Genomic DNA, 19471 nt, shown 5'->3' with positions numbered 1-19471 from the left:
GGCCGCCTCATGGCGGCCCCAGACTGCGTTATCACGATTGGTTCAACTAACATCACCGAGACGTTGTTAGCTCAAATCAAGCCATCACTTCCAACGGCTCCGGCACGCACTCCGGATGTGACTGCATACGCGCCAGTGCTTCAGCGTAAGACGGCATAGAGTTGGCCGCACCAGATCGCTCGACACACAGCGAAGCAAACGCCGAGGCAAATAATGCCGCCTGTGGCAGTTCATCACCAGAGGCTAAACGTGCTGCCAGCGCACCGTTAAACGCATCGCCCGCGCCGGTGGTATCCAGCGGTTGCGCCGGGAACAGCGGAATGCGCAGCGGCTGCTGTTCCGCATTGGACAGCAGTGCACCCGCCATCCCCAATGTGATAATCACCTGACGCGCGCCTTTACGGTGCAGCACTTCCGCCGCTTTCTGTGCGCTGGCAAAATCCGTGACCTTCACGCCGGTAATCTGCATCGCTTCGGTGCTATTGGGCGTCAATAAATCCACCTTTGCCAGCAGCGCATCACTCACTTTCTGCCACGGCGCTGGGTTTAAAATCACAAAGGTGCCCCCCGCACGCGCATTATCGATCATGCGCTGAATGGCATTCAGGTTGTTCTCCAACTGCACCAGCAAAATATCGGCCGCCGCCACGGTAGGCTGACAGCGCGACACTTCGGCCGCCGTCACGGTGGTGTTCGCGCCCGGAAACACCGAAATCATGTTTTCTGCATCATCCCCGGCCACATAGATCAACGCGTTGCCGGTGGGCTTCTCTTTGCAGGTAAACAGCGTGATCGCATCGAAACCGGTCTTCTCCAGGTGACGACGGGCAAAGGTGCCAAAATCATCGTTACCCACTTTACCGATGTAGTGCACGCGCGCCCCAGCGCGCAGCGCCGCCGTGGCCTGGTTGGCTCCTTTGCCACCCGGTCCCATCATGCTGTTGTGCGCAGTCAGTGATTCACCGGGCATTGGAAAACGGTTCATCACCGCGACGACGTCGAGGTTAAACGAGCCAAACACACACACTTTTCCTTTCATCATGCACTCCTGAACAGGCGTTCGGCGGCTAAACAGGCACCGCGACAGCCGGTGTGATCGGTGGATTGACTAAACACGATCTTCAAATTGTCACGTGTGGCCGGTGGACGCAGATGCTGCTGAATCTGACTGCGTAACTGCGCCAGCGGGAAGTCCGCCATCGCCAGCACTCCGCCACCCAGAATCAGGTATTCGGGATCGAGGATGTTCATTTCGGTGGCAATCAGCTGCGCCAGACGATAAACAAAGGCCTGCAACTCCGGATGGTCGCCATGTTGCGTAAACAGCGCCGACATATCGGTATTCGGCACGTGAGCCTTAGCCCAGTGACTCAACCAATTGCCCGAAGTCACCGTCTCCGCACAACCCCGGTTGCCGCACGGGCAGGGCAGATCGTTACCGGCGATCGGCACATGGCCCAATTCACCCGCGCCGCCGTGCTGGCCGTGATAGAAGCGGCCATTAATCCACAAGCTGTTGCCCATGCCGGTACCGGGATACAAACCTACCGCGATATCCGGCAACTGCTCCAGCTGCATTAAATCCCACATCATCAGATGGTTAACATCTTTATCCATCGCCACCGGCACGCCAAGACGTTCGGTGAGGATCGCCGCCACCGGCTGATGATCCAGCGCCTGAATAAACGGCAGCGAAATCACCTGCTGACGATCACGACTCAGTATGCCGGGCAATCCCAGCATCACGCCGCTCACCGGTTGCTGCTCCAGTGTTTCACTGATTAACTGCCCGAGTGCCGTCAATGCGTCGGGCTGCTGCGCCCAGCTGGCCGTCGGCACCTTGCGGAAGCTGGGCCAGATGCGTCCCTCTTCCATCAGCTGCAGACGTGTGCCGGTGCCGCCAATGTCGATACCCAGCCAGCGTGGAATCATGCGGATACCTTCGCCAGGCCCTGAGCTTCATCAATGCTGTCACGCATCATGTCCCAGGCCGTTGCCAGATCGTCATGGATGTTAAACAGGCCCGAGGTACCGACGATGAGCACTTCTGCACCCGCACCGACCAGCGTATTGTAAGTGCGCGTGTTGCAGGAACCATCGATCTCAATCAGATATTTGTGGCCATGCTGCTGCTTCAGGGCTTTCAACTCCTGCACTTTGGCTACCATTTCCGGGATGAATGGCTGTCCGGCATAGCCAGGATCCACGGTCATCACGGTGATTTTGTCCAGCAGATGAATATAGTGATGGATAAACGACACCGGTGTGGCCGGGTTCAACACCACGCCGACTTTCTTGCCAAAGCTGCGAATCAGGTTGATCACGCGGAACGCATCGCGGTTGATGGTTTCTGCGTGTGGGCAGATGTAGTCGGCACCCGCTTTGGCAATCACTTCAATGAAGTCGGTCGGGTGTTCCACCATCAAATGCACATCCAGCGCCACTTTGGTGTGTGGGCGAATCTGCTCAATAAAGAACGGCGACAGCGTGATGTTCTTAACGTAGTGACCGTCCATGATATCGATATGGAGGAAGTCTGCGCGGGAGTCCAGCACTTCCAGCTGGTGCTTGATCTCCATCAGATTCATACACATCAACGACGGGGAGACTTGAATACGCATTAGACTTCCTTTTTTTCGGTCAGAGGATTAAGGGCCGCAGCGAGCTTGCTCAGCTTGACGGCACGATGTTCATTAAAACGGGCTTTAAATTGTTTGAAGGCCAACACCACAATCAGCACTGCGCCCCACATCGCCAGGCTTACGTGCTGGCTGATGTTCATCAGATTGAAACCGGTTGAGAGCACTTGCAGGGCAATCAGCGCCAGTACCACACCCGTGACGCGGCCGAAGCCACCGTTCGGGTCGGTGCCGCCGAGAATAATCGCCAGTACGGTCAGCAGCAGATACGCATCGCCGTAACCCATACGCGCTGAGTTAAAGCGCGCCATCATGATCAATCCGGCTAACACGCACAGCAGGCTGGAGATGACGTACACCAGCACCACCATGCGATGCGTGTTGATGCCGCTGAACCAGGTCGCGTTGATGTTGCTGCCGCCCATGTAGATACATTTACCGGCGCGGGTTTTGCCGAGGAACAGCGCCAGAAGCGCGGCCGCAATCAGAAATACCCACAGCGGCAGCGGCATACCCAACAGCGTGTTGGAACCCAGCGCTTGCACCACCGATGGCATGCCGCTGACAGCCGCACCTTTGGTCAGCCAGATACCGATGCCGTTCAGCGTCATCATGGTCGCCAGCGTCACCAGAATGGGGTGGGCACCAATTCGCGTCACCATCACGCCAGTGATCACACCGATAAAAGCGGCAATCAGCATCGCGCCGACGATAGCGATAAACAGCCACAGCAGTTGCTGACCGGTGCCGGCATCAGCGGGCAGGGCGCTCATCAGCGTCCAGGCAATAAACAGTGCGGTCAGGTTGGCGGTGGCGATAATCGCCAGGTTCAGGCCGCCGCTGAGGATGGCGATAAACATCGCCAGCGTCAGCAAGCCAAGTTCCGGCAACTGAAACGCCATACTCATAAAGGTCGAGTCGGTCATAAAGCGGCCCGGCAGCATGAAGGTGAAGACCGCCAGCGCCAGCGCAATCAACAGCATCAGGCCGATATTGGTGCCGTCCGGACGCAGAGCAGAGAGTGATTTCATGTGAATGCTCCTGTCAGACGAAACTGACGTCAGTTTCTTTACGTTTTTTGTAGTGAGTGACGGCAATCGCCACCATGATCACGCCACCTACCACGATGTTCATGAAGTAGTTGGAAACGCCAATCAGGTTGAGGCCGTTCTTCAGGATGGCGATCAGGAACACGCCCATCAGCGTGCCGCTCACCGTGCCTTTACCGCCCATCAGGCTGGCCCCGCCGAGTACCGTGGCCGCCAGCACATCCAGCTCGCCGCCGACTAAGGCATTCGGCACCACTTCACCCATGCGATAGACCTGCACCAGCCCGCCAATCGCCGCCATTGCACCGAGCCAACCGTAAGCGAAGACGTGAATCAGACCGACGCGGATCCCGATACGCCGTGCGGATTCCGCATCGCCGCCCACCGCATACAGCTGGCGGCCGAGGTTGGTTTTGTTGAGCAGCAGCGCGGTCAGTCCGGCAATCACCAGCATGGTGATCAGCGGGAGGCCAATCTGGAAGCTGTTGCCTTGCCAGGTGAAGGGCAGCACGCTGCGCAGCGTGATCCACCAGTCCGGCAGGGAATAAAGGCTCTTACCGCCGGTCACCCACATCAGTAGGCCAAACAGCAGCGACTGCATACTGATGGTGATGATGATCGACACCACGCGCAGCGAGGTAATCAGCAGAGCGTTAATCACGCCAAAGGCGGTGCCACAGGCAATCGCCAGTAAGATGCTCAGTGTCGCGTTATCAAACTGGAACTGTACAAACAGCGAAGCAATCAGGTATTGCACCACCGACGCCACGGCGGCGAAGGAGATATCGATCCCGCCGGTCACCAGTACCACAAACAGGCCGAGGGCAAAAATACCGGTCACCGCGTAGCTTTCGGCCAGATCCAGCAGGTTCTGTACCGAGAGGAACTGATCGCTGGCTACCGAGAAGAACAGGATGAAAGCCAGCAGTACCCACGCCAGCCAGCCTTGACTGGAGTGCGGGCGTAAACGAGAAAAATCAGGCATTGATCACCTCCGCCAGCTGTTCTTGCTCAACGGTATCGGGTTGGTATTCGGCATGAACGGTGCCATCACGGAAGTGCAGGATGCGGTCGCAGTTGTACCAAACCTCTGGCACTTCATCGGAAATCAGAATGATCGACAGACCTTCTTTCGCCAGCTCGTGGATCAACTGATAGATGCTGGCTTTAGCACCGACATCCACGCCCACGGTCGGCGAGTCGAGAATCAAAATGCGCGGCTGAGTCAGTACCCACTTTGCCAGCACGATCTTTTGCTGGTTACCGCCGGAGAGGGTGGAGATCGCCAGATTGGGATCGGCCACGCGCACACCGAGCTGTTGAATCCATTGCAGGATCAGCTTGTTTTTGCGGTACTCGTCGATGATGTGAAAACGGTTTTGCAGCTTGTCGAGGATCGGCAGCACCATGTTGTCGGCCACCGATTGTTGCTGCACCAGACCGAGAGTTAAGCGGTCTTCAGAGACATAACCGATGCCGGCTTTGATGGCATCTTCATGTCCGCGGAAACGTACTGGCTTACTGTCGAGCCAGATTTTGCCGCTGTCAGGTTTGGTCATGCCAAACAGTGACAGCGCCAGTTCGGTACGACCCGAACCGAGCAGGCCACACAGACCCAGCACTTCGCCCTGGTACAGTTTGAAATTGACGTCGTGATATTGACCGGCACGCGTCAGATTCTCAACTTCGAGAATGGCGCGGTCGGCATTACGCGTGGGGGCTTTCAGTTGATAATCGAGTTTCAGTCCGGTCATCAGTTCGGTGAGATGATGCGGCGTCATCTCTTTGGCGGGCCAGCAGCCCATTTTACGTCCGTCGCGGATCACCGTGACGCGATCCGAAATCTCCAGCACCTCGTCCAGACGGTGGCTGACGAACACCACGCAGATGTTTTTGTCTTTCAGATAGCGCACGGTGCGCAGCAGCTGGTTCACTTCGGTGCGGGTCAGAGAAGCCGTCGGTTCGTCCATGATCACCAGACGCGCATCGGCGACCAGTGCACGGCAAATCGCGACCTGCTGACGTGCGGCAATCGACAGCGCCGAGACTTTTTCATCCAGATCGAGATCGAACTTTAGCTCTTCAATAATACGCGCTGCCGTTTCACGCAGTTTGGCTTTGCGGTGCCAGCCGAGCAGGCCATTGAGGTTGTGCTCAAAAGCGATGTTCTCGGCTACGCTCAAATTCGGGAACAGCGACAGATCCTGATAAATCACCTGGATACCGAAATCACGCGCCTGACGGGTGGTCAGACGCGGGAAGGTCGGACCATCACCCAGGGTGATGCGGCTGCCGCTGTCCGGGGCGTGCACCCCGGAAATCACTTTGATCAAGGTGCTCTTGCCACAGCCGTTGGTGCCAGCCAGGCAGTGCACTTCGCCCGCCAGTAAGCTCAGCGAGATATCGCTCAGTGCGCGGTTGCCACCAAAAGTTTTCGACAGGTTGTCGAGCGCGATTAACGTCTGTGGGATCACCTCTTTCATCATTACAGCCCCATTTTCACCAGTTTTGGCAGGTTTTCTTTATCCAGACTTTCGGTGTTGTTGCCGAGGATGGTGTGGGTCGCCTCGTCAACTTTCACTTTGCCCAGACCGTCGATGGTCATCCCATCGGTGATGGGTTCTTTCTTCTGCATCATGTCGGCAATACGCACGAACACTTCGCCTGCGGTTTGCGGGTTCCAGATGTAGCCGCCTTTGATTGCGCCACGCTGCACCAGAGAAGCCCCCTGGCCTGGGCTGAAGGCGCCAATCACGCACACCTGATCAATCTTGTTGCGGTTCATCACCGCACGACCGGCACCGATTGGGCCCTGTGAACCAAACGCCATAATGCCTTTCAGATCCGGGTACTTAGACATCAGTTCGTTAGTGGTACGGATGGAGTCATCCAGCGATTCACCCACGCCGAACTTGTCGGTCACCATCTGCATTTTTGGATAGTGCTCTTTCTGGTAGTTCAGCGCGGCATCGGTCCACTGTTGGTGCAATGGCACAGTCAGGCTGCCAACGTACATGGCGTATTTGCCTTCTTCATGCATGCATTTCGCCAGTGCTTTCATATGGTTGATGCCATGCGTCGGGGCATCTACCAGTTCGAAGTCCCAGTTGGCGCCTTTCTGATCCGGTGATTCGTGGGTGATAACCTGAATGCCAGCTTCACGCGCACGTTTCAGCACCGGCTCCAGCACTTTCGGGTCATTCGGTACCACGCCGATGATGTCGACTTTCTGCGCAATCAAATCTTCAATCGCACGCACCTGCAGCGCAGGGTCGGCGGCGGTTGGGCCCACCATCCATGCATCAATGCCGCGTTTTGCCGCTTCACTTTTGATGCCCGCTTCCATGGCGTTAAACCACGGAATACCGCCAATTTTCACCACGATGCCCATGCGTAATTTGTCAGCAGCGTGCGCGCCGGTGGCGGCAAACAGGGCAAGCAGAGAACAGGCGATAAGATGTTTTTTCATAAAGACTCCGGATTAATTTTTTATTAGCTGCATTGAATTATTGCGCTGCGAGCAATCAATAATATTGACGCCGTTCCAGGCTAATTCTTGTTCCAGCTCTTTGTCTTTTAATTGGTCAGTGATGAGAAAGTCCACATCGCGATAATGACAAATACGCGCGAATGAGGGCCGCAGGAATTTACTGGCGTCCAGCAGCAGATGTTTTCTTTCTGCTGCCAGTAGCATCTGTTGTTTTAAATGTGCGTTGTTTTCGTTACCTTCACGTAAATAACCGTCATTGCCTAAACTGCTACAGGAAAAAAAGATTTTATTAATCTGAAATTCCCGTAAAGGCTGCTCAGCGACAACACCGTGGAAATCTTCATAACGGTCAGAATATTCTCCCCCCAGACAGATGGTGCGGATACTTCCCCGCGCCGCAAGGGTTTGCACAATTCTGATAGAGTTGGTTAACACCGTTAATTCAATATCTGGTAGCTGTCGCGCTAAATACCAGCAAGTGGTGCTACTGTCGAATAATATACAATCGCCGGGGCTGATGAAATCGAGTGCACGTTTGGCTATCGCCATCTTTGCATCTACATGTTCATTCATGCGCTGGCGGAAAGATAATTCATACTCGTTAACACCCCTCGTATTCCCCTGAATGTTAGCGGCTTGTCGTTTTGCTGGTACCGCACCGCCGTGGCTGCGTTGTAATAGCCCACGTTTCTCCAGTTGAGTTAAATCACGGCGAATGGTTTCTTGCGAAACCTGACACAACGTGACTAATTCAGCGACAATAACCCGACCATTTAAATTTAGTTCGTCAATAATTCGCTGCTGTCTTTCAATCGGCAACATGACTTCCCTCCGATGGCTATAAAGTACTGGATACCGCAGCGGGAAAATGTGGACTGCGCACGAGTCCGCAGTGGTCAAAATGCCCGGCGACGTTAGAGTGATATGGATCAAATTTTTATGTAAATGAGATATCTATTTTTCATGTAATAGAGATTTTATTCACATAAATACGCGTGTTAGCGCTAAATCGAGGGATCGGTAGGAAACAATTATTACCGTATGAAAACACCTTATCATGACCGAATGTGACCGTTTGTGTGTATTTGACCGAATTGTGATGTGCGCTAAATTGTTTTTAGTCATACCCTCTTTGACGGCATGACGCCCTGACGGCATGACGGCATGACGTCGAGCGGACGGAGGTCTTACCCAGACACACGCTTTCAGACAAACATGACGCCATAGTCCGACGAATCCGATTGAGCGGAAATCAGTCGAAACGGATGATGGAATTCTTGTTTCTCCAGCCTCAGATCGCCCTCAGGCGACGGCTTTTTCAGCAGTGAGTACCGCTTTTAGGGCCAGGTCACAGTTTCGGCCTGCTGATAACCTTTCCGTTACGCTATGATTTCTTTTCAAGGAATTTGGGGACCTTTTTTTTGATGTCTTATTGGATGAAATCGCTGCTTTTATTACCTTTTGTGTTTGTCGCGTGCGTTCAGGCTGAGCCACTGCAAAAGTCATTTTCTGACTGGCAGCTCACCTGTAACAACGCGGCTTTTTGCGTGGCACGCAGCTTTCCGGGAGACAACGGATTAGTGATGACCCTATCACGCGGCGCTGGTGTTAACGATCGCCCGCTGCTGCGTATTGATTACGGCAGCGCGTACAGTGGAGAGCTGCCCGGCGGATCGTTAAAGGATAATTTGCTGCTGGATCAGCGTCGCCTGACGCCGGACCTCAAACACTGGAGCGTCGAGCCACATCATCTTGCAACCAGTAATGCCATTGCCATCGACGAATTTCTTGCGCAAACGCTGGATGCCCATACTCTGCAACTGACCTATCAGGCTAAAGCCACTATCCCACTCAGCGGCATGAAAGCGGCGCTATTCTTGATGGATGACGTTCAGGGGCGGGTAAATGGTGCCAGTGCCTGGGTGAAGCGGGGCGATCGCGCGCCATCGGACGTTCCCCCTGCGCCGCAGGTACCGCAACTGCCCGCTCCCTTACCGCAGCCAGCGCCGTTAACTCAGGAAGAAACCAGCGGTCTAATTGATTACGGTACCTGGCGGGTTAACACCGACAACTGTTCACTCGATCCGCTCAGGCGAGAAGTGAGTGTGGCGCCGCTCACCGACACCAAAGCGCTGCTTTTAATCAGTTGTGAAGCCGGTGCCTATAACGTGATTGATTTGGCCTTTGAGGTGACGCGTAGCCAGCCTTACGTGGCGCGCGGGCTGACGTTGACCTTGCCATTCACGCCACCAGGACGCAGTGACAATCAGATGGAGTTGGTGAATGCTGAATTCGATGCCAGCAGCGGTTTGCTTTACACCTTCAGTAAAGGCCGCGGTCTGGGAGATTGTGGTGTCGCCACGCGTTGGCAGTACGACGGAAATGACTTTGTGCTGGCAGAGTATGCTGAAGAGAAAACTTGTGACGCATGGCATAGCAGTGATCATTGGCCCACGCTGTGGGTCAGCCAAACTCAGAATGCCGTTCAGTCGGATTAATGGCGCGCTGGCTGCTGAGTGCGCATCAAGGCGCCCTCTATCCATGCAGGGCCGCCATTGATGGCGGCCGCAACGCCTCATGATTTAACGGATGGCGTTAACCGTCATCGGCGAACCATTTTGATTGCCCACCAACTCCGCCAGCAGGTTATTCACGCCATCGCTCATCGGAGTGAAGCGTGACAGCGGTGAACGCGTCACCACCACAAATACCCCGACGTTATTCTGTGGCACCATCGCCATGTAAGTAATAAAGCCGCCGCCGCCGCCGGTTTTTTCGATAATCCCTGGACGTCCCTCTTTTGGCCCCATATAGACCCAGCCCATGCCTAAGGCATCGGCACGACCAGGTACATCCATACCTTCCACTTTGGTCAGCTGATCTCGGCGATAGATCAGCGTTTGCAGACGATCAACCTGCGGCGTGCGGTGATTAACCGCCGAGTTGAGAAATTGCTGCATCCAGCGGCCCATATCATCTGGCGTTGAATACACGCCACCGCTGCCAATCGCTGCCAGCGTGTTATTGCACGGACTGGCCCCTTTCTCAGGGATCATCAGGCGCTGGCACTGATCGGGGGATGGCGTAAAGGTGGTGTCTTTCATTCCCAGCGGACGCGTCACCAGCTGTTGCAGCAGGGCGGGATAAGGCGTGCCTGCCGCTTTAGCCAGCGCATCACTGAGCAGATCAAAGCCGAGATTGGAGTAGGAGGCCTGTGTTCCTGGCGTGGCTTTCAGTTGTGCACCCTGCAGCCACTGCCAGCGATCGGTTTTGGTTGGCCAGACAAACACCGGACGATGCGGTTTGCCGCCCGGCTGTTCACGCGGCAGGCTACCGGTATGAGTGGCGAGGTTGATCAGGCGAATCGGCTGACCGTTGTAATTTGGGACGCGTGCGCCAGCCGGAGCATACTTGCTTAACGGGTCATCAAGGCGAATCTGCCCACGTTCCGCCATTTTGACCATCACTTCGCTGGTCATCAATTTACTGAGCGAGGCGATGCGAATCACTGAATCGAGCTGAGGGCGCACGTTATTGCCAGGGCTGGTATCGCCAAAGCTAGCAAATACGCGCTGATTGCCATCAATCGCCACCAGCGCCATGCCGGTTGCGCCGCTGCCATAGAAGATATGCTCGGCATAACGATCAACGATCTGTGAGGCCAGCAGCGGATCGGCTACCGTCTGCGCCATGCTTTTTAATGGAAGCACTGAAACCATTAAGGCCAGTAAAAAAGGAGTACGTTTTTTCAACGGGAAAGCGTCCGCAACAGGATTCGGAGGAAAGCTTATAGTAATCAGTTTGTGCGAGGCGTGAAGAGGGAAGGCAGGATTTTTTTCTGTATCAGGCTGTGATCAAAAAACGGCCCTCACGCCAAAAGACGCAGGGCCGAATCGATTAGTGCGGCTTGAGTAATGCTTCGGTATGGCTCACGATATTCTCCACCGTAAAGCCAAATTCCGGGAACAGCTTGCCTGCCGGCGCAGACTCACCAAAAGTGGTCATACCGACAATCGCGCCATCCAGACCGACATACTTGAACCAGTAATCGGCAATACCCGCTTCTACCGCCACACGCGCTTTAACGCCGGAAGGCAGCACCGATTCACGGTAGGCGGCATCCTGCTTGTCAAACACGTCGGTGCAGGGCAGGGACACCACGCGCACCTTGTGACCGCTGGCCCCGAGTTTATCGGCTGCGCCCAGCGCGATTTCAATCTCAGATCCGGTGGCGATGATGATCGCTTCTGGCGTTCCCGCACAATCCTGCAACACATAGCCGCCTTTGGCGATATCCGCTACCTGTGCTTTGCTGCGCTCTGGCTGCAGCAGATTTTGACGCGACAGAATCAGCGCGGTCGGGCCATGGTGGCGCTCAACAGCGGCTTTCCAGGCCACGGCAGTTTCCACCTGATCGCACGGACGCCAGACGCTCATATTTGGCGTCACGCGCAGGCTGGCGAGTTGTTCAACCGGCTGGTGGGTTGGGCCATCTTCGCCCAGGCCAATCGAGTCATGGGTATAGACCAGCACCTGGCGAGCCTTCATCAGCGCCGCCATACGCACCGCATTACGCGCGTATTCAACAAACATCAGGAAGGTGGCGGTGTACGGAATGAAGCCGCCGTGATGCGCCAGGCCATTACCAATCGCCGTCATACCAAATTCGCGCACGCCGTAATGTATATAGTTTCCGGCGATGTCTTCTTTAATCGATTTCGAACCTGACCAGATGGTGAGATTACTCGGCGCAAGGTCAGCCGAGCCACCTAACAACTCTGGCAGCAGTTTGCCGTACACTTCCAGCGTGTTCTGCGACGCTTTACGGCTGGCGATTTTTTGCGGATTGGCCTGGAGATCTTCCACAAACGCCTGAGTCGCCTCACTCCATTTCGCCGGCATCCCCCCGTCCAGACGACGACTGAACTCGGCGGCGAGGTCCGGGTGTGCGGCTTTATAAGCAGCAAACTTCTCATCCCAGGCTTTCTCACGCTGGCTGCCGGCTTCTTTGGCATCCCACTGCTGATAAATCTCTTTCGGGATTTCAAACGGCGGATGATGCCAGCCGAGTTTTTGGCGCGTCAACGCCACTTCCTGCTCGCCCAGCGCGGCGCCATGTGACTCTTCTTTACCGGCTTTGTTCGGCGAACCGAAACCAATCACCGTACGACAGATGATCAGCGAAGGCTTGTCGGTGACGCTCTGCGCTTCTTTGATCGCCGCCGCAATGGCTTCAGGATCGTGGCCATCAATGCCTTCCGCACTGCCAACCACGTGCCAGTTGTAGGCTTCGAAACGTTTATGCGTGTCATCGGTGAACCAGCCTTCGGTTTCACCATCAATCGAGATGCCGTTATGATCGTAGAAACCAATCAGTTTGCCGAGGCCGAGGGTGCCGGCCAGTGAGCTGACTTCATGTGAAATGCCTTCCATCAAACAGCCATCGCCCATAAACACATAGGTGTAGTGATCGACGATATCGTGGCCGGGACGGTTAAACTGCGCCGCCAGGGTGCGCTCGGCAATGGCCATGCCCACCGCATTGGCCAAACCCTGTCCCAACGGACCGGTGGTGGTTTCCACGCCTGGCGTATAGCCAATTTCCGGATGGCCAGGCGTTTTGGAATGCAGCTGGCGGAAGTTTTTCAGCTCTTCCATCGGCAGGTCGTAACCGGTGAGGTGCAGCAGGCTGTAAAGCAGCATCGAACCGTGGCCATTGGAGAGGATAAAGCGGTCGCGGTCAGCCCACGCCGGATTGTTGGGATTGTGTTTGAGAACGTCGCGCCAAAGGACTTCGGCGATATCAGCCATTCCCATCGGCATACCGGGGTGACCGGAATTTGCTTTCTGTACCGCATCCATACTCAAAGCACGAATCGCGTTAGCCAACTCTCTGCGTGAAGACATAGGGTACTCCCTTGTGATTGGGCAATAGCGGACGGGCAGACGCCCGTCCGGCGTGAGAAGTTTGGTGATTTACAGGCGTGATGCCAGCACATCTTCCAGCTTCTGCTGGTCAATGGCGAATTGACGGATGCCGTCAGACAGTTTTTCCACTGCCATCGGATCCTGGTTATGTTCCCAGCGGAACTCGGCTTCAGAGAGCGGAGCAGGCTGATGGAAGCCTTCAGTTGAAGGCTCCAGCTTACGTTCCAGCGGTGCATCGCTGTTTGCCAGCTCTTCCAGCAGGTTAGGGGAGATGGTCAGGCGGTCGCAGCCAGCCAGTGCCTGAATCTGCTCAACCTTACGGAAGCTGGCTCCCATGATCACGGTGCTGTAACGATGTTTTTTGTAGTAGTCGTAGATACGACGCACGGATTTCACGCCCGGATCTTCATCCACCACATACGGGTCCAGCGGTTTACGTGAGTTGTACCAGTCATAAATGCGGCCGACAAACGGGGAGATCAGGAACACGCCTGCTTCGGCACAGGCACGCGCCTGCGCAAAAGAGAACAACAGCGTCAGGTTACATTGGATGCCGTTTTTCTCCAGTTCTTCAGCGGCTTTGATCCCTTCCCAGGTTGAGGCCAGTTTGATCAGGATGCGTGAACGATCAATGCCGTTCTCTTCGTACATCCGCACCAGTTTTTCAGCTTTAGTGACACACATGCCACGATCGAAGGAGAGGCGCGCATCCACTTCGGTCGAAACACGGCCCGGTACGCTTTTCAGAATTTCCATACCGAGGTTGATGGCCACTTTATCGCTGGCGTTAATGATTTGCGTCTCTTTGCTGCCGCCCTGTTTTTTCGCATAGTCGATAGCGTCATCAATCAGATGTTTGTAAGCGTCAAGACCGGAGGCTTTCAGAATTAAAGAGGGGTTAGTTGTTGCGTCTTCCGGATGATAATGGCGAATAGATTCGATGTCGCCGCTGTCCGCCACCACGGTGGTGAACTGTTTCAATGCATCTAGCTGGTTCATCGCTTAACTCCTTGATTAGCAATAATGTGGGCAAACGAGTCGTGCCCTTTCCTGTTGAGTCGTGGCTCAACACAGTGCTACAGACGTTGCACGAAGAAAATGCGTTTTCTCTGATTGTGGCGCTGAAGGGCATCTGTCACGGAAGGGGGTGCCTGATCGGTTCAGCTACGTGTTTTGCCATCATTAAGGATAGCAGGCTGCGCCAAAGCCGCAGGCGAAGCCGTGGCAATCTGTGCCCTCGTTCTTTGAGCGCCTTCACCCTCTTTTGTGCCGCAGATTCCTATACTGGTGGTTTTTCAGCCGTGCCAAAGGATGCCAAATGGACGATCAACTCAAGCAAAGCGCGCTCGATTTCCACCAATATCCCACTCCCGGAAAAATTCAGGTTTCCCCCACCAAACCGCTGGCGACGCAGCGTGATTTAGCGCTGGCCTATTCGCCGGGTGTGGCGGCACCTTGCCTCGAGATTGCTGCCGATCCGCTGGCGGCGCACAAATACACCGCACGCGGCAATCTGGTGGCGGTGATTTCGAACGGAACGGCAGTGCTCGGTCTCGGCAATATCGGTGCGCTGGCCGGTAAGCCGGTGATGGAAGGCAAAGGGATATTGTTCAAGAAATTCGCCGGCATTGATGTGTTCGATATCGAAGTGGATGAGCTGGACCCGGATAAGTTGATTGAGGTGATTGCCGCGCTGGAGCCGACCTTTGGCGGCATCAACCTCGAAGATATCAAAGCGCCAGAGTGCTTTTACATTGAGCAGAAATTGCGCGAGCGCATGAAGATTCCGGTGTTTCACGACGATCAGCACGGGACGGCGATCATCTGTACTGCGGCGGTGCTCAATGGTTTGAGCATCGTGAAAAAGGCCATCTCAGATGTGCGGCTAGTGGTGTCTGGGGCGGGCGCATCAGCCATTGCCTGCCTGAATTTGCTGGTGGCGCTCGGCATGCAGAAGCACAACATTGTGGTGTGCGATTCCAAAGGGGTGATTTACCGCGATCGTGAACCCAATATGACGCCGACCAAAGCCGAGTACGCCATAGAAGATAAAGGCGCGCGTACGCTGGATGAAGTGATTGCCGGTGCGGACATCTTCCTCGGCTGCTCGGGTCCGAAAGCGATGACGCCAGAGATGGTGAAGAAAATGGCGCAGAACCCGCTGATTCTGGCGCTCGCCAATCCTGAACCAGAGATCATGCCGCCGCTGGCGAAAGAGGTTCGACCGGATGCGATTATCTGCACCGGACGCTCGGATTTCCCGAATCAGGTGAACAACGTGCTGTGTTTCCCGTTTATTTTCCGCGGGGCGTTGGACGTTGGCGCGACGGCCATTAATGAAGAGATGAAACTGGCGGCGGTGCAGGCGATTGCGGCCTTAGCGCAGGCCGAGCAGAGCGATGTGGTGGCCTCCGCCTATGATGATCAGGATCTGAGTTTTGGACCGGAATATCTGATCCCGAAACCGTTCGATCCGCGTTTGATTGTGCAGATCGCGCCTGCTGTGGCGAAAGCGGCGATGGAGTCCGGCGTAGCGACCCGGCCCATCGCTGACTTTGATGCCTATCGCGAGCAGCTCACCGAGTTTGTGTATAAAACCAACCTGTTTATGAAGCCGATTTTCTCGCAGGCACGCAAAGATCCGAAGCGCGTGGTGATGGCGGAAGGAGAGGAGGTGCGCGTGCTGCATGCGACACAGGAGCTGGTGTCGCTGGGGCTGGCGAAGCCGATTCTGATTGGTCGTCCAAACGTGATTGCGATGCGTATCCAGAAGCAAGGGTTGAAGATTGAAACGGGCAAGGATTTTGAGATCGTCAACAATGAGTCCGATCCGCGCTTTAAAGAGTATTGGAACGAGTATTACCAGATCATGAAACGGCGCGGGGTCACTCCGGAAACGGCCCAGCGGGCAGTGATCGGCAATCCCACCTTGATCGGTGCGATCATGGTGCATCGTGGCGAAGCCGACGCGTTGATTTGCGGCACCATTGGCGATTACCGCGAGCATTACGATGTGGTGGAGAAGGTGTTTGGTTTCCGCGACGACGTGAAAGTCGCTGGGGCAATGAACGCGCTACTGCTACCGAGCGGTAACACTTTTATTGCAGATACCTATGTGAATGAAGATCCCAGTGCGGAACAGCTGGCGGATATCACACTGCTGGCGGCCGAAACGGTGCGTCGCTTTGGTATTGAACCGCGCGTGGCGCTGCTGTCGCACTCCAGCTTTGGCACGTCTAATGCGCCAGGGGCGCGTAAAATGCGCGAGGCGTTGGCGCTGATTCAAAGCCGTGCGCCGGAACTGGAGATCGACGGTGAGATGCACGGTGATGCGGCGTTGGTGGAGAGTATCCGGCGTGAACTGATGCCCGACAGCCCGCTGAAAGGCACCGCGAATCTGCTGATTATGCCGAACGTGGAAGCGGCGCGCATCAGCTATAACCTGCTGCGCGTGTCCTGTTCGGAAGGGGTGACGGTCGGGCCGGTATTGATGGGGATTAGCAAGCCGGTGCACGTGCTGACGCGGATTGCATCGGTGAGGCGCATTGTGAATATGGTGGCATTAGCGGTGGTGGAGGCGCAAACCGAGCCGTTGTGATGTGATGACGTGGCTAAGGGCTAAGGGCTAAGGGCTAAGGGCTAAAAGTTAGGAGGGGGTTGGTGTGGGCCTTAGCCCCACTGCTACTGCCGGGCAGTCCTCGCGCCGCTAACGCGGTGCCCTCGGCTTCCACGTTGTGCCTACGGATCGTTCGGGGATCGACCATCCCTGGTCGGCCCCGAACTGATTCACGCATCCCTGCGTGAACCTCCTGGCCCAACGTAAAAGCCTCAGCGCTGCGGATAGCCCTTGCAGCAGCAGAGGGGCTAAGGCCATCAACATTTGTGCTTTCCTGCAAAAGAACTATTCACCCAATCCCAGCCAATCCTTCACCGGCAAGAAATCACTGTAAAGCGCTGCTTCCGGCGTGCCGGCTTCGGTTTGGTAATCATATTCCCAGCGCACCAGTGGCGGCATCGACATCAAAATCGATTCGGTGCGGCCGCCGGTTTGCAGGCCGAACAGCGTGCCGCGATCCCACACCAGATTGAATTCGACATAACGCCCGCGGCGATAGAGCTGGAACTGGCGCTCGCGCTCGCCCCACGGCAGCGCTTTGCGCTTGGCGACGATCGGTAAATAGGCATCCAGATATCCTTTGCCCACCGCCTGCATAAAATCGAAGCAGTGATCAAAGTCTGGCGTATTCAGGTCATCGTAAAACAGCCCGCCAATGCCACGCTGCTCGTTACGATGTTTGAGGTGGAAATAGTCATCACACCATTTTTTGTAGCGCGGATAGACGTCTTCACCGAATGGTTGGCACAGGTCGAAGGCGGTCTGATGCCAGTGCAGCGCATCTTCCTCAAAACCGTAATACGGAGTGAGATCGAAACCGCCGCCGAACCACCACACCGGATCGGCACCCGGCTTCTCAGCAATGAAGAAACGCACGTTGGCGTGACTGGTTGGGATGTACGGGTTTTCCGGGTGCACAACGAGTGACACGCCCATGGCTTCAAAGCTGCGGCCGGCCAGTTCGGGGCGGTGCGCAGTGGCGGAGGCGGGCATCTGATCACCGTGTACGTGAGAGAAGTTCACGCCTGCCTGCTCAAACACCGCGCCGTTGCGCAGTACGCGACTGCGTCCGCCACCGCCACCTGGGCGCTGCCAGTCATCTTCGGCGAAGGTCGCTGTGCCATCGGCTGCTGCCAGCTGGGCGCAAATTTCATCCTGCAGCGTCAGTAAAAACGCTTTGACGCGGGAAATATCGGGATTGCTCATGAGTCACTCGTTCCGGAAATTTGCCGCGATTCTATCACAGGACAGCGCTACGCCTGGCGACGATCGTACTCGTTGAAGTAATTGACGATACCGTCGGCAATCGCGCTGGCGATCTTCTGGCGGAAGGCAGTGGTACCCAGCAGTTGCTCCTCACGCGGGTTGGTAATAAAGGAGGTTTCGACCAGCACTGACGGAATCGAGGGCGACTTCAACACGGCAAACGCGGCCTGTTCGGTATGCTGACTGTGCAGATGATGCACCGGGCGAATTTGATCCAATACGTGTTTGCCCAGCGTCAGGCTATTGCGGATGGTATCGGTCTGGACCAGATCGAACAGAATCTGATTCAGATAGTTATCTTTCTCCTGCACTTCCGCGCCACCGACTTTATCGGCATCGTTTTCGCGCTGCGACATGTAGCGCGCCATGGCGCTACTGGCACCGCGGTTCGACAGCGCGAATACTGACGCGCCATTGGCATCCGGGCTGGTGTAGCCGTCAGCGTGGATCGACATGAAAAGATTGGCGCCGTGCTGATGCGCGATTTCGACGCGTTGATAGAGCGGAATAAAGTGATCGCTTTCTCGCGTCAGTCGCACTTCCACTTTAGGGTGATTTTGCAGCAGCGTGCGCACAGTATTGGCAATTGCCAGAACGATATGTTTCTCTTCCGAGCCCTCTTCGCCAACCGCGCCCGAATCAATGCCGCCGTGACCGGGATCGATCATCACGATGCGTTTACCGTTAGTCGCCGGTTTAGGCGGTGTGTGACCTTTGCTGACGCGCAAATCGGCGCTCTCTTCTTTTGCCATCACCGCACGGGGTGACAGCACCGCCAGCGCAAGGCCAGAAAGAATCAGCTGGCGGCGATTGGTAAGGCGCTTCAGCAGTGAAATTTTATTCATAATAGTGTCCCTGACAGGAAATCCTGCCCAGTGTTATATCGTAACAATTGCCCTGCGGCGACTTCACAACCATTTCAGCGCATTACTTTGTATTACACGGTACTAACAGCAATTTAGCCGTTTTTTTCCGCCGTTGCGCGGCGTGAGGGTTGCGCCTGGCAAAGAATGCGTGATAATCAGCGAATTGTGCCTAACAGCAGGGTAACGCCGATGGAAATCCGCTCATTCCGCCAGGAAGATTTTGAAGAAGTGATCACGCTCTGGGAGCGTTGCGATCTGTTACGTCCGTGGAACGATCCGGAACTGGATATCGAACGTAAAATGAACCACGATCCCGAACTGTTTCTGGTGGCGGAAGTGGGCGGCGAAGTGGTCGGCACGGTGATGGGCGGTTACGATGGCCATCGCGGATCGGTCTACTATCTGGCGGTGCACCCCGATTATCAAGGGCGCGGCTTTGCGAATGCCTTAATGAATCGCCTGGAGAAGAAATTAATCGCGCGCGGCTGTCCGAAAATCAATCTGATGGTGCGTGAAGAAAATGACCAGGTGCTCGCCTTCTACGAAAAGCTCGATTACGAGCCTGTGGACTCGGTGTTACTGGGTAAACGTTTAATCGAAGACCGCGAGTATTAAGC

At 55.5% G+C, this 19471-nt stretch carries 16 protein-coding genes; 3 read left to right on the top strand and 13 right to left on the bottom strand.

Annotated features, from left to right (window positions below; translation table 11 throughout):
- Positions 1–76: 76 nt before the first annotated feature.
- Genes VH86_RS00800 through VH86_RS00765 form a run of 8 tightly spaced genes read right to left on the bottom strand, consistent with a single transcriptional unit; the run spans position 77 to position 8000 of the window.
- Positions 77–1039 carry a ribokinase gene (locus VH86_RS00800; RefSeq protein ID WP_045831590.1) on the bottom strand — a complete coding sequence of 321 codons (963 nt, stop codon included), beginning with the start codon at positions 1037–1039 and terminating at the stop codon, positions 77–79.
- Positions 1039–1932 (bottom strand): allose kinase, encoded by an 894-nt coding sequence (gene alsK, locus VH86_RS00795; protein WP_045831589.1) that lies wholly within the window; start codon positions 1930–1932, stop codon positions 1039–1041. Before alsK ends, VH86_RS00800 begins: the two co-directional genes overlap by 1 nt.
- Positions 1929–2621 carry a D-allulose 6-phosphate 3-epimerase gene (alsE, locus tag VH86_RS00790; protein WP_038645526.1) on the bottom strand — a complete coding sequence of 231 codons (693 nt, stop codon included), beginning with the start codon at positions 2619–2621 and terminating at the stop codon, positions 1929–1931. The genes alsK and alsE overlap by 4 nt, the downstream gene beginning before the upstream one ends.
- On the bottom strand, positions 2621–3670 hold the full coding sequence (locus VH86_RS00785; RefSeq protein WP_038645528.1) for an ABC transporter permease: 1050 nt from the start codon (positions 3668–3670) through the stop codon (positions 2621–2623). The genes alsE and VH86_RS00785 overlap by 1 nt, the downstream gene beginning before the upstream one ends.
- Positions 3671–3683: 13 nt before the next feature.
- On the bottom strand, positions 3684–4673 hold the full coding sequence (locus VH86_RS00780; protein ID WP_045831588.1) for an ABC transporter permease: 990 nt from the start codon (positions 4671–4673) through the stop codon (positions 3684–3686).
- Complete coding sequence (locus VH86_RS00775) at positions 4666–6171, bottom strand: sugar ABC transporter ATP-binding protein (RefSeq protein WP_038649967.1); 1506 nt, start codon at positions 6169–6171, stop codon at positions 4666–4668. The genes VH86_RS00780 and VH86_RS00775 overlap by 8 nt, the downstream gene beginning before the upstream one ends.
- A gap of 2 nt (positions 6172–6173) precedes the next feature.
- Entirely contained in the window at positions 6174–7157 is a 984-nt protein-coding gene (locus VH86_RS00770) for a substrate-binding domain-containing protein (RefSeq protein WP_034825834.1), read from the bottom strand.
- Positions 7158–7169: 12 nt separating this feature from the next.
- Positions 7170–8000 (bottom strand): DeoR/GlpR family DNA-binding transcription regulator, encoded by an 831-nt coding sequence (locus tag VH86_RS00765; RefSeq protein WP_045831587.1) that lies wholly within the window; start codon positions 7998–8000, stop codon positions 7170–7172.
- 602 nt (positions 8001–8602) lie between these two features.
- On the opposite strand from VH86_RS00765, the gene VH86_RS00760 reads away from it, so the two are divergent.
- Positions 8603–9676: a DUF1176 domain-containing protein gene (locus VH86_RS00760; RefSeq protein ID WP_045831586.1), complete on the top strand. Its 1074-nt coding sequence runs from the start codon at positions 8603–8605 to the stop codon at positions 9674–9676.
- An 84-nt stretch (positions 9677–9760) separates the two neighbouring features.
- Here the strand turns inward: VH86_RS00760 and ampH are convergent, their stop codons facing one another.
- From ampH to tal, 3 genes are all read right to left on the bottom strand, one after another.
- Complete coding sequence (ampH, locus tag VH86_RS00755; RefSeq protein WP_038645536.1) at positions 9761–10930, bottom strand: D-alanyl-D-alanine-carboxypeptidase/endopeptidase AmpH; 1170 nt, start codon at positions 10928–10930, stop codon at positions 9761–9763.
- A gap of 145 nt (positions 10931–11075) precedes the next feature.
- Positions 11076–13085: a transketolase gene (tkt, locus tag VH86_RS00750; protein ID WP_045831585.1), complete on the bottom strand. Its 2010-nt coding sequence runs from the start codon at positions 13083–13085 to the stop codon at positions 11076–11078.
- Positions 13086–13154: 69 nt separating this feature from the next.
- A complete protein-coding gene (gene tal, locus VH86_RS00745; RefSeq protein ID WP_045831584.1) occupies positions 13155–14105 on the bottom strand; it encodes a transaldolase in 951 nt (316 codons plus the stop codon).
- 319 nt (positions 14106–14424) lie between these two features.
- On the opposite strand from tal, the gene maeB reads away from it, so the two are divergent.
- Positions 14425–16704, top strand: coding sequence for an NADP-dependent oxaloacetate-decarboxylating malate dehydrogenase (gene maeB / locus VH86_RS00740; RefSeq protein WP_045831583.1), 2280 nt, complete (start codon positions 14425–14427; stop codon positions 16702–16704).
- A gap of 303 nt (positions 16705–17007) precedes the next feature.
- On the opposite strand, the gene hemF is transcribed toward maeB, so the two are convergent.
- Positions 17008–17928, bottom strand: coding sequence for an oxygen-dependent coproporphyrinogen oxidase (hemF, locus tag VH86_RS00735; protein ID WP_045831582.1), 921 nt, complete (start codon positions 17926–17928; stop codon positions 17008–17010).
- A gap of 47 nt (positions 17929–17975) precedes the next feature.
- Complete coding sequence (amiA, locus tag VH86_RS00730) at positions 17976–18833, bottom strand: N-acetylmuramoyl-L-alanine amidase AmiA (RefSeq protein WP_038645549.1); 858 nt, start codon at positions 18831–18833, stop codon at positions 17976–17978.
- Between the two features lie 210 nt (positions 18834–19043).
- On the opposite strand from amiA, the gene VH86_RS00725 reads away from it, so the two are divergent.
- Complete coding sequence (locus tag VH86_RS00725; RefSeq protein ID WP_034825851.1) at positions 19044–19469, top strand: GNAT family acetyltransferase; 426 nt, start codon at positions 19044–19046, stop codon at positions 19467–19469.
- Positions 19470–19471 lie beyond the last annotated feature (2 nt).

The sequence above is a fragment of the Pantoea sp. BL1 genome (assembly GCF_000963985.1).
Classification (GTDB): domain Bacteria; phylum Pseudomonadota; class Gammaproteobacteria; order Enterobacterales; family Enterobacteriaceae; genus Pantoea; species Pantoea rwandensis_B.
This window is presented reverse-complemented; position numbering and strand designations above follow the sequence as displayed.

Excerpts from the sequence above, each read along its gene's own strand:
- VH86_RS00765 (WP_045831587.1), bottom strand. The coding sequence starts at position 8,000 with ATGTTGCCGATTGAAAGACAGCAGCGAATTATTGACGAACTAAATTTA.
- tal (WP_045831584.1), bottom strand. The coding sequence starts at position 14,105 with ATGAACCAGCTAGATGCATTGAAACAGTTCACCACCGTGGTGGCGGAC.
- tkt (WP_045831585.1), bottom strand. The coding sequence starts at position 13,085 with ATGTCTTCACGCAGAGAGTTGGCTAACGCGATTCGTGCTTTGAGTATG.
- alsE (WP_038645526.1), bottom strand. The coding sequence starts at position 2,621 with ATGCGTATTCAAGTCTCCCCGTCGTTGATGTGTATGAATCTGATGGAG.
- VH86_RS00780 (WP_045831588.1), bottom strand. The coding sequence starts at position 4,673 with ATGCCTGATTTTTCTCGTTTACGCCCGCACTCCAGTCAAGGCTGGCTG.
- VH86_RS00725 (WP_034825851.1), top strand. The coding sequence starts at position 19,044 with ATGGAAATCCGCTCATTCCGCCAGGAAGATTTTGAAGAAGTGATCACG.
- maeB (WP_045831583.1), top strand. The coding sequence starts at position 14,425 with ATGGACGATCAACTCAAGCAAAGCGCGCTCGATTTCCACCAATATCCC.
- alsK (WP_045831589.1), bottom strand. The coding sequence starts at position 1,932 with ATGATTCCACGCTGGCTGGGTATCGACATTGGCGGCACCGGCACACGT.
- VH86_RS00760 (WP_045831586.1), top strand. The coding sequence starts at position 8,603 with ATGTCTTATTGGATGAAATCGCTGCTTTTATTACCTTTTGTGTTTGTC.
- hemF (WP_045831582.1), bottom strand. The coding sequence starts at position 17,928 with ATGAGCAATCCCGATATTTCCCGCGTCAAAGCGTTTTTACTGACGCTG.
- VH86_RS00785 (WP_038645528.1), bottom strand. The coding sequence starts at position 3,670 with ATGAAATCACTCTCTGCTCTGCGTCCGGACGGCACCAATATCGGCCTG.
- amiA (WP_038645549.1), bottom strand. The coding sequence starts at position 18,833 with ATGAATAAAATTTCACTGCTGAAGCGCCTTACCAATCGCCGCCAGCTG.
- VH86_RS00800 (WP_045831590.1), bottom strand. The coding sequence starts at position 1,039 with ATGAAAGGAAAAGTGTGTGTGTTTGGCTCGTTTAACCTCGACGTCGTC.
- VH86_RS00770 (WP_034825834.1), bottom strand. The coding sequence starts at position 7,157 with ATGAAAAAACATCTTATCGCCTGTTCTCTGCTTGCCCTGTTTGCCGCC.
- VH86_RS00775 (WP_038649967.1), bottom strand. The coding sequence starts at position 6,171 with ATGAAAGAGGTGATCCCACAGACGTTAATCGCGCTCGACAACCTGTCG.